Source organism: Pseudomonas sp. 05L36 (genome assembly GCF_056398125.1).
This window is the reverse complement of sequence record NZ_JBFTOU010000033.1, coordinates 48,236-61,909: the sequence shown is the minus strand read 5'-3', so window position 1 is coordinate 61,909 and position 13,674 is coordinate 48,236. Positions and strand designations below refer to the sequence as shown.

At 61.5% G+C, this 13,674-nt stretch carries 11 protein-coding genes; 7 read left to right on the top strand and 4 right to left on the bottom strand.

Features of this window, described 5'->3' with window-relative positions:
• Positions 1–767: 767 nt before the first annotated feature.
• Both AC1DKH_RS26735 and AC1DKH_RS26730 read right to left on the bottom strand, forming a co-directional pair.
• Entirely contained in the window at positions 768–1,946 is a 1,179-nt protein-coding gene (locus AC1DKH_RS26735) for a trans-sulfuration enzyme family protein (RefSeq protein ID WP_477799822.1), read from the bottom strand.
• Entirely contained in the window at positions 1,943–3,319 is a 1,377-nt protein-coding gene (locus AC1DKH_RS26730) for a pyridoxal-phosphate dependent enzyme (RefSeq protein ID WP_477753609.1), read from the bottom strand. Before AC1DKH_RS26730 ends, AC1DKH_RS26735 begins: the two co-directional genes overlap by 4 nt.
• 274 nt (positions 3,320–3,593) lie before the next feature.
• Here AC1DKH_RS26730 and AC1DKH_RS26725 point away from each other — a divergent pair, with 274 nt between their 5' ends.
• From AC1DKH_RS26725 to AC1DKH_RS26705, 5 genes are read left to right on the top strand one after another with little or no spacing between them, the layout of a single operon-like run.
• Positions 3,594–4,955, top strand: coding sequence for a flavin-containing monooxygenase (locus AC1DKH_RS26725; RefSeq protein WP_477799821.1), 1,362 nt, complete (start codon positions 3,594–3,596; stop codon positions 4,953–4,955).
• Entirely contained in the window at positions 4,955–5,365 is a 411-nt protein-coding gene (locus tag AC1DKH_RS26720) for a RidA family protein (RefSeq protein ID WP_003201555.1), read from the top strand. Before AC1DKH_RS26725 ends, AC1DKH_RS26720 begins: the two co-directional genes overlap by 1 nt.
• A gap of 10 nt (positions 5,366–5,375) precedes the next feature.
• The gene (locus tag AC1DKH_RS26715) at positions 5,376–6,050 is read left to right on the top strand and encodes a DUF1028 domain-containing protein (protein ID WP_477799820.1); all 675 of its coding nucleotides are present in this window, start codon (positions 5,376–5,378) and stop codon (positions 6,048–6,050) included.
• The gene (argE, locus tag AC1DKH_RS26710; RefSeq protein ID WP_477799819.1) at positions 6,043–7,212 is read left to right on the top strand and encodes an acetylornithine deacetylase; all 1,170 of its coding nucleotides are present in this window, start codon (positions 6,043–6,045) and stop codon (positions 7,210–7,212) included. The genes AC1DKH_RS26715 and argE overlap by 8 nt, the downstream gene beginning before the upstream one ends.
• Positions 7,213–7,247: 35 nt before the next feature.
• A complete protein-coding gene (locus tag AC1DKH_RS26705) occupies positions 7,248–8,288 on the top strand; it encodes an ABC transporter substrate-binding protein (protein WP_477753605.1) in 1,041 nt (346 codons plus the stop codon).
• 140 nt (positions 8,289–8,428) lie between these two features.
• On the opposite strand, the gene acnB is transcribed toward AC1DKH_RS26705, so the two are convergent.
• Positions 8,429–11,029, bottom strand: a complete 2,601-nt coding sequence (gene acnB, locus AC1DKH_RS26700) for a bifunctional aconitate hydratase 2/2-methylisocitrate dehydratase (protein ID WP_477753612.1) — start codon at positions 11,027–11,029, stop codon at positions 8,429–8,431.
• A 457-nt stretch (positions 11,030–11,486) separates the two neighbouring features.
• Here acnB and AC1DKH_RS26695 point away from each other — a divergent pair, with 457 nt between their 5' ends.
• Complete coding sequence (locus tag AC1DKH_RS26695) at positions 11,487–11,957, top strand: DUF1289 domain-containing protein (RefSeq protein WP_477799818.1); 471 nt, start codon at positions 11,487–11,489, stop codon at positions 11,955–11,957.
• An 83-nt stretch (positions 11,958–12,040) separates the two neighbouring features.
• Here AC1DKH_RS26695 and AC1DKH_RS26690 read toward each other — a convergent pair whose 3' ends face one another.
• Positions 12,041–12,904: a universal stress protein gene (locus tag AC1DKH_RS26690; protein ID WP_477753603.1), complete on the bottom strand. Its 864-nt coding sequence runs from the start codon at positions 12,902–12,904 to the stop codon at positions 12,041–12,043.
• 161 nt (positions 12,905–13,065) lie between these two features.
• On the opposite strand from AC1DKH_RS26690, the gene AC1DKH_RS26685 reads away from it, so the two are divergent.
• Complete coding sequence (locus tag AC1DKH_RS26685) at positions 13,066–13,674, top strand: MiaE family protein (protein WP_477799817.1); 609 nt, start codon at positions 13,066–13,068, stop codon at positions 13,672–13,674.

Sequence of the window (13,674 nt, the reverse complement as noted above, 5' to 3'; positions counted from 1 at the left end):
GTCTAGCCAGATGCATTCTTTATCGGCGCTTGGGTGAAAGGAGGAGGGGCGAAATCTCCCACGGATCTGTACTGCGCTAACAGTCAGAATCGAGCTTTGTCCCTCCTCCTCCCTTCAAGTCCTAGCATACAAGCGAGCTTGCTCGCGATAGCGGAGTGTCAGTCAGCATAGTATCGACTGATCCACCGCCATCGCGAGCAAGCTCGCTCCCACAGGGGATCTCTGGTGAACCCCCAATTTTTTTACGACAGACATTCAAGTGTGGGAGCGAGCTTGCTCGCGATGACGGCGTGTCAGTCAGCATCAGTATCGACTGATCCACCGCTATCGCGAGCAAGCTCGCTCCCACAGGGATCTCTGGTGAACAGCCAATTTTTGCATGACAGACATTCAAGTGTGGGAGCGAGCTTGCTCGCGATGACGGCGTGTCAGTCAGCATCGGTATCGACTGATCCACCGCTATCGCGAGCAAGCTCGCTCCCACAGGGGGATCTCTGGTGATCTCCTGATTTTTGCATGACAGACATTCAAGTGTAGGAGCGAGCCTGCTCGCGATGACGGCGTGTCAGTCAGCATCAATATCGACTGATCCACCGCCATCGCGAGCAAGCTCGCTCCCACAGGGGGATCTCTGGTGATCTCCTGATTTTTGCATGACAGACATTCAAGTGTGGGAGCGAGCTTGCTCGCGATGACGGCGTGTCGGTCAGCATCGGTATCGACTGATCCACCGCTATCGCGAGCAAGCTCGCTCCTACAGGGATTTATTACATCCGCGCCAACGCCTGCGCCAGATCGGCCCGTAAGTCTTCGACGTCCTCGACGCCGACCGACAACCGCACCAACCCATCGCCGATCCCCAGTTTCGCGCGGGTGTCGGGCGGGATGGTGGCGTGGGTCATGATCGCCGGGTGTTCGATCAGGCTTTCCACGCCGCCCAGGCTTTCGGCCAGGGCGAAGATCTGCACGCTTTCAAGGAAGCGTTTGGCGCCAGCCAGGTCGCTGTTGAGATCGAGGGCAATCATCCCGCCGAAACCGTGCATTTGCCGTTGGGCCAGTTCGTGTTGCGGGTGCGACGGCAGGCCTGGGTAATACACCCGCGACACTTGCGCTTGGCGCTCCAGCCACTGCGCCAGCTCCATTGCGTTGCTGCAATGCCGCTCCATGCGCAGGGCCAGGGTCTTCACGCCGCGCAGGGTGAGGAAGGCATCGAACGGCCCCGCGATGGCGCCGACGGCGTTTTGCAGGAAGCCCAGGCGCTCGGCCAGTTCTGCGTTCTGCCCGACCACGGCGATGCCGCCGATCACGTCGGAGTGGCCGTTGAGGTATTTGGTGGTCGAGTGCAGCACGATGTCGAAACCCAGTTCCAGCGGGCGCTGGATCCACGGGCTGGCGAAGGTGTTGTCGGCCACGCAGATGATGCCGCGTGCGCGGCAGGTGCGGGCGATGGCGGCGAGGTCCGTGAGGCGCAGCAGCGGATTGCTCGGGGTCTCGACCATGACCATCCGGGTGTCGTCTTGCAGGGAGGCCTCGAACGCCGCCAGGTCGGTCAGGTCGACGAAGCTGAAACGGTGCCCGGCGCTGCGCTGGCGCACCTTGTCGAACAGGCGGAAGGTGCCGCCGTACAGATCGTTACCCGAGACGATGTGCGAGCCGGCGTCGAGCAGTTCGAGCACCGTGGAAATGGTCGCCAGCCCCGAGGCGAAGGCAAAGCCCCGGGTGCCGCCTTCGAGGTCCGCCACGCAGCGCTCCAGCGCCCAGCGCGTCGGGTTGTGCGAACGCCCGTAGTCCAGGCCCTTGTGCACCCCGGGGCTCTGTTGCAGGTAGGTGGAGTTGGCGTAGATCGGCGGCATCAACGCCCCGGTGGATGGGTCCGGCACTTGCCCTGCGTGGATCACCCGGGTGGCGAAGCCCTGTGGCGGGGCGTTTTTATCCTGTTGACTCATGGCAGGGATCTCCGCAGGTGATTGAGCATGTCGGTTCGGGTAATCAGGCCGTGGAAGCCCGAGGCATCCTGGATGATCGCCACCAGCCCACGGCCCAGTTCTGCCTCCAGATCCGCCAGTGAGGCATCGGGGGACAGGGTTTGCAGTTTGTCGGTCATGGCGCTGGATACGGTCTTGCGAAAGTGCGCAACGTCTTCATGCACGCCCAGCAGGATGTCGGACTCGTCGATCACGCCGACCAGTTGCTGCCCCTTCACCAACACCGGCAGTTGCGAGACATCCGCCAGGCGCATGCGTTGAAAAGCCGTCAGTAGCGTGTCATCCGGGCCGACGCTGATCACCCGGCCATCTTCGAAACGCCGCGCGATCAGGTCGCGCAGGTCGCCGTAGTGCTTGCGTTGCAGCAGGCCCTGATCGTTCATCCACTGGTCGTTGTAGACCTTCGACAGGTAACGCGTACCGGTGTCGCAGACGAAGCTCACCACCCGTTTCGGCTGGGTCTGTTCGCGGCAGTAACGCAACGCCGCCGCCAGCAAGGTGCCGGTCGACGAGCCGCCAAGAATGCCTTCGGCGCGCAGCAACTGGCGGGCGTGGTCGAAGCTTTCTTCGTCGCTGATCGAATAGGCGTGGCGCACGCTGGACAGGTCGGCAATCGACGGAATGAAGTCTTCGCCGATGCCTTCCACCGCCCAGGAACCGGGGGTGGGGAGGGTGCCATTGCGGCTGTATTCGGCCATCACCGAGCCGACCGGGTCGGCCAGGACCATTTCCAGGTCCGGCTGCACCCGTTTGAAGAAGCGGGTCAGGCCGGTGAGGGTGCCGGCCGAACCGACACCGACGACGATGGCGTCCACATCGTGCTGGGTCTGCGCCCAGATCTCCGGCGCGGTGCTGCATTCGTGGGCCAGCGGGTTGGCGGGGTTGTTGAACTGGTCGGCGAAGAACGCATCGGGAATGTCCGCCGCCAGCCGTGCGGCGACGTCCTGGTAGTACTCGGGATGGCCTTTGCCGACATCGGAGCGGGTGATGTGCACCTCGGCGCCCATGGCCTTGAGGTGCAGGACCTTCTCGGTGGACATCTTGTCCGGCACCACCAGCACCACCCGGTAACCCTTGGCGCGGCCGACCAGGGCCAGGCCCAACCCGGTGTTGCCGGCGGTGGCTTCGACAATGGTGCCGCCGGGGCGCAGGCGACCATCGCGTTCGGCGACATCGATCATCGCCAGACCGATGCGGTCCTTGATCGAACCGCCGGGGTTCTGGGATTCGAGTTTGAGAAACAGTGTGCATGGGCCGGTATCGAAACGGCTGACGCGCACCAGCGGGGTATTGCCAATCAGTTCGAGCACGGCAGGACGGGAATTGTCGGGCATGTCATCACTCCTTGCGTAAATCCGCACTGGATGGACAGCAATCCGCGCCGGGTCTTCGCGTCGGTCGCGGGCAATGCATCGCTTGGACCATAGGCCGGGATCGGGTCGACCGCAACCTTGCACAGCCAACCGGTCGCCTCGACGCTTTTTCCTCTCCAGCGACCACAAAAAACATAATTTCGCTATTTCCCGGCTCCGAACAGAATGCGGCCAACACCCTGACACCGATAGCCGCAGCAGAAGAACAACAGTGATCAGAATCGAGGCGGCAGCCATGACCGACCTGAATCAAACCACCTTTCAGAAGTGCACAGCCATGACAGTTGACAAGACCGAAATTGATACGCTTGTAGTTGGCGCCGGCCAGGCCGGCGTGGCCATGAGTGAACACCTGAGCAAGCTCGGTGTGCCTCACCTCGTTGTGGAGCGCAATCGTATCGCCGAAGCCTGGCGCACCGGCCGCTGGGATTCGCTGGTGGCCAACGGTCCGGCCTGGCACGACCGTTTCCCGGGGCTGGAATTCGACGGTCTGGACCCGGATGCCTTCGCCGGGAAAGAGCAGGTGGCTCAGTACTTCGAAGCTTATGCCAAGAAGTTCAACGCGCCGATCCGCACCGGCGTGGACGTGAAGAAAGTCGAACGTAACGCCGACCGTCCGGGCTTCACTGTTGAAACCTCTGATGGCGTGATCGAAGCCCGGCATGTAGTGGTCGCCACCGGTCCGTTCCAGCGTCCGGCCATTCCGCCGATTGCTCCCGAAATCTCCGGCATCACCCAGATTCACTCCGCCCAATACTACAACCCGCAGCAACTGGCCGAAGGTGCCGTGCTGGTAGTGGGCGCCGGCTCGTCGGGCGTGCAGATCGCCGATGAGCTGCAACGTTCCGGCAAGCAGGTTTACTTGTCGGTAGGCGCCCATGACCGTCCGCCGCGTGCCTATCGCAACCGTGATTTCTGCTGGTGGCTGGGGGTGCTCGGCGAGTGGGATGCCGAAGCCATGCAGCCCGGCAAAGAGCACGTGACCATCGCCGTGAGCGGTGCCCGTGGCGGCCATACCGTGGACTTCCGCCGGCTGGCCCATCAGGGGATGACGCTGGTCGGCCTGACCCAGTTGTTCAACGGCGCAGTGGTGAGTTTCGAAGACAACCTCGCGGACAACATCCAGCGTGGCGATGAAAACTACCTGGCTCTGCTCGACAAGGCCGACGCCTATATCGAACGCAATGGCCTGGACCTGCCGCTGGAGCCCGAAGCCCGCGCCATGCTGGCGGACCCGGACTGTGTGACACATCCCATCCTTGAACTGGATCTGCTCAAGGCCGGCGTCACCACGATCATCTGGGCCACCGGTTACTCCACCGATTACAGCTGGCTGAAGGTCGATGCCTTCAAGGACAACGGCAAACCGCAGCACCAGCGCGGCGTGTCGGCCGAGCCGGGGGTGTATTTCGTCGGGTTGCCTTGGCAGTCCCGCCGCGGCTCCGCGTTTATCTGGGGCGTTTGGCACGACGCCAAGCACATCGCCGATCACATCGTTAAACAGCACACCTATCTCAACTATCGGGATGCGACCCAGCGTCAAGCCGACGCCGCCCGTGCACCACTTCAGAAAGCCAGCCTCATGGGAGTTCGTTAATGCCTACTCATACCCGCATCCGCATGTTCAACACCAAAGACACCTATCCGAACCAGACGCTGGACAACGATTTGTGCCAGGCCGTGCGCGCCGGCAACACCGTGTATGTGCGTGGCCAGGTCGGTACCGATTTCAACGGTCAACTGGTGGGCCTCGGCGATCCGCGCGCCCAGGCCGAGCAGGCCATGCGCAACGTCAAGCAATTGCTGGAAGAGGCGGGCAGCGACCTGAGCCATATCGTCAAGACCACCACTTACCTGATCGACCCGCGCTATCGCGAGCCGGTGTACCAGGAGGTCGGCAAGTGGCTCAAGGGCGTGTTCCCGATTTCCACTGGCCTTGTGGTCAGCGCCCTCGGCCAGCCGCAGTGGCTGATGGAAATCGATGTGATCGCTGTCATCCCTGAATAAGGAATTGGCCATGACTTTTTCCATCGTGGGTCGCTGCGCCGAGACCGGTCAGTTGGGCATTGCAATCAGCTCTTCGAGCATTGCCGTCGGCGCGCGCTGCCCGTGGCTGCGTGCCGGTGTCGGTGCGGTGTCGAGCCAGAACATCACGCTGCCGGCCCTCGGCCCGCAGATCCTCGATGAACTGGCCGCCGGCTCGGCGCCACCCCAGGCGCTGGATCACTCATTGACCCGCAATGGCTACAGCCAATACCGCCAGGTGGCGGTGGTCGATGCCCACGGGCGCACGGCGGTGTTCAGCGGCAACCATGCGCTGGGCATCAACAACGCTGTGGCCGGTGAGCAATGCGTGGCGGCTGGCAACCTGCTGGCCAACAGTGGGGTGATCGAGGCGATGGTCGCGGCCTTTGAAAACAGCGAAGGCTGCCTCGCCACCCGGCTGATGAACGCCTTGCAGGCCGGGCAGGATGCCGGTGGTGAAGCCGGCACGGTGCACTCGGCGGCGCTGTCGGTGGTCGGTGACCTGACCTGGCCGATTGTTGACCTGCGGGTGGATTGGGCCGATCAAAACCCGATCGGCGAGCTTGGCAAACTGTGGGCGGCCTACGAGCCGCAATTGCAGGACTACCTGACCCGCGCCCTCAATCCGACCCTGGCCCCCGCGTATGGAGTGCCCGGCGATGAGTGAGTTGCGCAGCCGCGCCATGCTCGCGCGATTGATCGGGTTCGCCACGGTCAGCCGCGATTCGAATCTTGCGCTGATCGAGTTCGTGCGCGACTACCTGCGCGACCTGGGCGTGGATTGCGAATTGATCTACAACGCCGAGCGGACCAAGGCCAATCTGTTGGCCACGGTCGGCCCGCGTGTGGCCGGCGGCATCGTGCTGTCCGGGCACACCGACGTGGTGCCGGTGGACGGCCAGGCCTGGACGGTCGAGCCGTTCCGGCTGAGCGAGGCGGGCGGCAAGCTTTACGGCCGCGGCACCGCGGACATGAAAGGCTATCTGGCTTCTGTGCTGGCGGCGGTGCCGATGTTTCTCTCGAGCCCTTTGAAGCGCCCGGTGCATTTGGCGTTTTCCTATGACGAAGAGGTCGGTTGCCTCGGCGTGCGCGGCTTGCTGGAAGTGTTGCCCCAACGCATCCCGGCACCGGCGTTGTGTTTGATCGGCGAGCCGACCGAACTCAAGCCGGTGCTTGGCCACAAGGGCAAACTGGCGATGCGTTGCCATGTGCGCGGCGCCGCCTGTCATTCGGCCTACGCACCTTATGGGGTCAATGCCATCGAGCAGGCCGCGCGCCTGATCGGTCGGCTGGGCGACATCGGCGCCACCCTGGCCCGGCCGCCATTGCACGACAAACGCTTCGATCCGGCGTTCTCGACCGTGCAGGTCGGAGTGATCCAGGGCGGGACGGCGCTGAACATCGTGCCAGCGGATTGCCGTTTCGATTTCGAGATCCGCGCCTTGCCGGACTTCGCCCCGCAAGTGGTCGTCGATGAACTGCAGGACTACGCCGAGCAGACGTTGCTGCCGGCCATGCAGGCCGTGGACACCGATACCGGTATCCGCTTTGAAAAAATCTCGGCCTATCCCGGCCTGGCGACACCCGCCGACAGCGCGGCGGCCCGGCTGATTGCCCGGCTATGCGGCAGTGACGATTTCAGCACCGTGGCCTTTGGCACCGAAGGCGGGCTGTTCGATCAGGCCGGCATTCCTTCGGTGGTCTGCGGTCCCGGCAGCATGGACCAGGGGCACAAGCCTGATGAATTTGTCAGCGTCGAACAGATGGCGGCCTGTGACCGCCTGATGGATCGCCTGGCGGCTTACTTGAGTGAATCCGAACACCGATAACAACAATGGGTCGACAAGACCCGAGGAAGCGATCCATGTCCAGATCCTTGCGTTGCAGTGTTCCGTTTGCCCTGGCGGTGTTGAGTGCCAGTGTGTGGGCGGCCCCCCAGGACCTCACCGTGATTTCCTTCGGTGGTGCTACCAAACAGGCTCAGGATAAAGCCTACTTCAAGCCCTTCAACGCCAGCGGCGCGGGCAACATCATTGCCGGTGAGTACAACGGCGAACTGTCAAAGATCAAGGCCATGGTCTCGGCCGGTCACACCAGTTGGGACGTGGTCGAAGTCGAAAGCCCCGAGCTGTTGCGTGGTTGCGAGGAGGGCCTGTTCGAGAAGCTCGATGCGGGACGCTTCGGTGATTCGGCAAACTTTGTGCCCGGTGCGCTGACCGAATGCGGGGTTGCCACTTACGTCTGGTCGATGGTCATGGCCTATGACCAGAGCAAGCAGGCCAAGGCGCCGCAGTCCTGGGCGGACTTCTGGAATGTCGCCGACTTCCCGGGCAAGCGCGGCCTGCGCAAGAGCGCCAAGTACACCCTGGAAATCGCCTTGCTGGCCGACGGCGTCAAGGCGGACGACGTGTACAAGGTCTTGAATACTCCGCAAGGCGTGACGCGGGCCTTTGCCAAGCTCGACCAGATCAAGCCGAACATCCAGTGGTGGGAGGCGGGCGCGCAACCGGCGCAATGGCTGGTGGCCGGCGACGTGGTGATGAGCGCCGCCTACAACGGCCGGATCGCCTCGGCGCAGAAGGAAGGCATGAAACTGAGCATCGTCTGGCCGCAGAGCCTGTACGACCCGGAATACTGGGCGGTGGTCAAAGGCACGCCGAACAAGGCATTGGCGGAAAACTTCATTGCATTTGCCAGTCAGCCGCAGACGCAAAAAGTCTTCTCGGAAACCATCCCGTACGGGCCGGTGCATCGCCAGACTCTGTCATTGCTGCCCAAGGACGTGCAGGAGCAACTGCCGACCGCCGAGGCCAACCTGGCCGGCGCGCGGGCCGTGGACGCGGAGTTCTGGGTCGACCATGGCGAGGAGCTTGAACAGCGCTTCAATGCCTGGGCTGCGCGGTAATACAGAAACCGTGTGAACACCCAAAACCCTGTGGGAGCGGGCTTGCCCGCGATTTGGCCGGAACAGCCAGTGACTGTTCATCGGCATAAAAAAACGCCGCTCATCTCACGATGGGCGGCGTTTTTCATTGCGTTGCAACGTTAGGCTTGAACGACCGGGATGTTGGCGTTCGCAGCAGCTTCACGGAACTCGGCGATCTGGTCGAAGGACAGGTAGCGGTAGACATCGGCCGCCATGCTGTCGATCTTGCCAGCGTATTCCATGTACTCCTCGACGGTCGGCAGGCGACCCAGGATGGAAGCCACGGACGCCAGCTCAGCCGAAGCCAGGTAGACGTTCGCGCCGTCACCCAGACGGTTCGGGAAGTTACGGGTCGAAGTCGACACGACAGTCGAGTTCGGCTCTACACGTGCCTGGTTACCCATGCACAGCGAGCAACCCGGCATTTCCATGCGCGCGCCAGCCTTGCCGTAGATGCCGTAGTAGCCTTCTTCGGTCAGCTGGTGAGCGTCCATCTTGGTCGGCGGCGACAGCCACAGACGGGTTGGCAGCTGACCCTTGACCTGTTCCAGCAACTTGCCGGCAGCGCGGAAGTGGCCGATGTTGGTCATGCAGGAACCGATGAACACTTCGTCGATCTTCTCGCCAGCAACACTGGAGAGCAGGCGAGCGTCGTCCGGGTCGTTCGGCGCGCAGAGCACAGGCTCCTTGATGTCGGCCAGGTCGATCTCGATGATTTCAGCGTACTCAGCGTCTTTGTCCGCTTGCAGCAGCTCAGGGTTGGCCAGCCAGGCTTCCATCGCTTGAGCGCGACGTTCCAGAGTACGTGCATCGCCGTAGCCTTCGCCGATCATCCAGCGCAGCAGGGTGATGTTGGACTGCAGGTATTCGGCAATCGACTCTTTGGACAGCTGGATGGTGCAACCGGCAGCCGAACGTTCAGCCGAGGCGTCAGACAGTTCGAACGCTTGCTCGACGGTCAGTTTAGGCAGACCTTCGATCTCCAGGATGCGACCGGAGAAGGCGTTCTTCTTGCCTTTCTTCTCTACGGTCAACAGGCCAGCCTGGATCGCGTAGTAAGGAATGGCGTGAACCAGGTCACGCAGGGTGACGCCTGGCTGCAGTTCGCCTTTGAAGCGAACCAGGATCGACTCTGGCATGTCCAGCGGCATGACGCCGGTGGCTGCGGCGAACGCAACCAGACCGGAACCGGCCGGGAACGAGATGCCGATCGGGAAACGGGTGTGGGAGTCACCACCGGTACCGACGGTGTCTGGCAGCAGCATGCGGTTCAGCCACGAGTGGATGATGCCGTCGCCCGGACGCAGGGAAACGCCGCCGCGGGTCATGATGAAGTCAGGCAGGGTGTGGTGGGTGGTCACGTCGATCGGCTTGGGGTAAGCCGCGGTGTGGCAGAAGGACTGCATCACCAGATCGGTCGAGAAGCCCAGGCACGCCAGGTCTTTCAGTTCGTCACGGGTCATGGGACCGGTGGTGTCCTGGGAACCCACGGTGGTCATCTTCGGTTCGCAGTAGGTGCCCGGACGAACGCCGGTCACGCCGCAAGCCTTGCCGACCATTTTCTGCGCCAGGGTGAAACCCTTGGTGCTTTCAGCCGGTGCTTCAGGCTTCTTGAACAGGGTCGAAGGTGGCAGACCCAGCTCGGTGCGAGCCTTTTCGGTCAGGCCACGGCCGATGATCAGCGGAATACGGCCGCCAGCACGCACTTCGTCCAACAGGACCGGGGTCTTCATTTCGAAGGTGGTCAGGACTTCGTCGGTGCCGTGCTTGCAGACTTTGCCAGCATGCGGGTACAGGTCGATCACGTCGCCCATGTGCATGTTGGAAACGTCGAATTCGATTGGCAGTGCGCCGGCATCTTCCATGGTGTTGTAGAAGATCGGAGCGATCTTGCTGCCGAAGCAGAAGCCGCCTGCACGCTTGTTCGGCACGTAAGGAACGTCGTCGCCGAAGAACCACAGCACCGAGTTGGTGGCCGATTTACGCGAAGAACCGGTACCGACCACGTCACCGACGTAGGCGATCGGGAAGCCGGCGTTGCGCATTTCTTCGATCTGCTTCATCGGGCCGGTGGCGCCTTGTGCGTCAGGCACGATGCCGTCGCGAGCCATTTTCAGCATGGCCAGGGCGTGCAGCGGGATGTCTGGACGGGACCAGGCATCAGGCGCAGGGGACAGGTCGTCGGTGTTGGTTTCGCCGGTGACCTTGAACACGCGCAGGCTGATCTTGTCGGCCAGGGTCGGGCGCTTCACGAACCACTCGCCGTCAGCCCAGGATTGCAGCACGCCTTGGGCGTGAACGTTACCGTTCTTGGCTTTTTCAGCGACGTCGTGGAAGGCGTCGAACATCAGCAGGGTGTGCTTGAGTTCTTTGGCAGCTACTGGCGCCAGTTCGGCGTCGTCCAGCAGGTTTACCAGGGTCACGATGTTGTAGCCGCCCTGCATGGTGCCGAGCAGTTCAACAGCGCGCTTCTTGTCGATCAGGGGGGATTTGGCTTCGCCTTTGGCGATGGCGGACAGGAAGCCGGCCTTGACATAGGCAGCTTCGTCCACGCCTGGCGGAACGCGATTGGTGATCAGGTCAACGAGGAACGCTTCTTCGCCAGCCGGGGGATTTTTCAGCAGCTCGACCAGGCCTGCAGTTTGTTCGGCGTTTAGCGGCTGGGGAACGATACCCAGTGCTGCGCGCTCTTCGATATGTTTGCGGTAGGCTTCAAGCACAGTTATTACCCTCATCAGTGGTCCCAAATGGGTGTCCGGGACGCTCATCCCGAAATTGCCGTACTCATGCGCAGCATGGCGTTGTGAGCCACTTAGCCAGAATTACCGACAATTCCTTACAGAAGCTGCTTTCAAAGTTTTACGCCTGCAGAACGGGAGCTGATGAGGGTTGGCGTTGGGCTTTTCCCCGCTGGAAAAACCCCTCGCCAACACCGCTCTGAAGGAACGACTGTGCTCGTGACGCTTTGAAAACAGCTTCTAACGGACATTGGCGCCTAAAAAGGCAGGCTGATTCTACGGCAAAAAAAAATTAAAGGTAAGTCAGTGTTTATTGGACTTTGGTGGTGGCGCCCAACAGAGGTCCGTTGACCCTAACCCTTTAACTTTGAGGGGTGATGAATATCGGACAAAGGGCTAACATGCCGGCCTGTTCTGCTTTTTCGCGTTTTGCCTATCTATGCCCAATCAGACCATCAAGACACCCTGCGTCGGCCTCTGCTCCACTGTTTACGGTGACCTGGTGTGCCGTGGCTGCAAGCGTTTCCACCACGAAGTGATCCGCTGGAACGGTTACAACGAGGAAGAAAAGCGCGCGGTATGGCTGCGCCTTGAGCAGTTGCTGTCCCAGGTGATGGCCGCCAAGGTGGAAATTTTCGATCCGGCGCTGCTGCGGATGCAGCTGGAGCAACGCAAGATCCGCTTCGTGCCCCATCAGTCGGAATATTGCTGGGCCTACCAATTGATCGCCCGTGGGGCGCGGGTGATCAACAACCTGGAAGCCTACGGGATGGTATTGCTGCCGGAGTTTCGCGAGTGGAACCTGCCGGAATTGCGCGATGCCATTGATCGGGAATTTTTCCTGCTCTCCGAGGCCCATTACCAGCGCTACATTGCGCCGGGGTTCCTGAAAGATGCCTTTGGCGGCTGAAAAGATCGCAGCCTGCGGCAGCTCCTACATTGGTCGTGTTTCCCTGTAGGAGCTGCCGCAGGCTGCGATCTTTTGATCTGTCCTCAATGCTTGTCGGCAATCTCCTCAAGATGATCCGCCACTTCCATCGGCTTGAGCACCAGCACATCGCTCTCCACCGCATCGAGCACCACTTCCGCCGTATTACCGATCAAGGTCCCGGACAATCCGCTACGGGCCACGGTACCGATCACCGTCACCGCCGCCTGCAGCTTGTGCACCATGAACGGAATCAACACATCCGCCGGGCCTTCCTCGATGTGCAGATGCTCATCGTCGATGTCGAATTCCGCCTGGAACGACTTGCATTGCTCGCGGTAGCGCGCCTGGATGGTTTCGCTGAGTTGAAACGTCGGGTCGGCCGACGACAGCATCGGCGACGGGTGGGCGCTGATCACGTGCAAGTGAGCCTTGGCCAGGGTTGCGATGTCATAGCCATGATCAATGATGGTGTCGTGCAGGTGGCGGTGTTCGAGGTCGCTGTTGCCGACGTCGACGGCTGCCAGGATCACTTTGTCTTTCCATGAGCCAGCGGTTTTCACCAGCAGTACCGGGGAAGGGCATTGGCGCAGCAATTTCCAGTCCTCGGGTGTCAGCAGGGCCTTTTTCAGCGCGCTGTCGGGAAAGTGTTGCTTCACCACAAGGCCGCAGCCTTCGGCTTGCTGCACATCGATGATGGTTTGATGCAGGCTCTGGTTCCAGGCCTGCTCAGTGGTGATGTTGTAACCGTCTTCCAGTAAAGCGGCCTTGAGCACACCCAACATGCCACTGTGATCATGCTTGGGGTCGCACACCAGCAGATGCAACTGCGCCTGGGTGACACCGGCGATCAACTTCGCCCGTTTGAGCGCCAGGCTTTCGGAGTGTTCGGGGTCGATGACCACCAGAATGCTGCGTACGGCTTGCATGAGCACGATCTCCTGAAAATGAAAAAGCACGGCGTTGCACAACTATAGTTGCTGTCTGTGATTCGGCGACTTGATGCATATCAACGGTTGGCGACTGGTGGTCTGCGGGCAGGCCGGTATAATCGGCGCCCTTCGTTTGAACCTATTTGTCCGTGAGCCCCATGATCCTTCCCGAAATTCACGAGTTCCTTGGCTGCCGCACCCCCGACGGCTGGATCCAGGCCGCGCTGGCCGATCAGGAAACCCTGCTGATCGACCACAAGAACTGCGAATTCAAGGCCGCCAGCACCGCGTTGAGCCTGATCGCCAAGTATCACTCCCACGTCGATCTGATCAACATGATGTCGCGCCTGGCCCGGGAAGAGCTGGTGCACCACGAACAGGTCATGCGCCTGATGAAACGCCGCAAGATCGAACTGCGCCAGCTGTCCGCCGGGCGCTATGCGTCGGGGCTGCGCAAAGTGGTACGCAGTCACGAGCCGGTGAAGCTGGTGGACACCCTGGTGGTGGGGGCGTTTATCGAGGCCCGCAGTTGCGAGCGTTTCGAAGCGCTGGTGCCGCATCTGGACGAAGAACTGGGCAAGTTCTATTTCGGTCTGCTCAAGAGCGAGGCCCGGCACTTCCAGGGTTACCTGAAACTGGCTTGTCAGTACGGCGACGCCAAGGACATTGCGCAGGTGATCGACAAGGTCCGCGCCGCCGAGCAGGAACTGATCGAATCGCCGGACGTGGAGTTTCGTTTTCATAGTGGTATCCCGACGGCCGCGTGA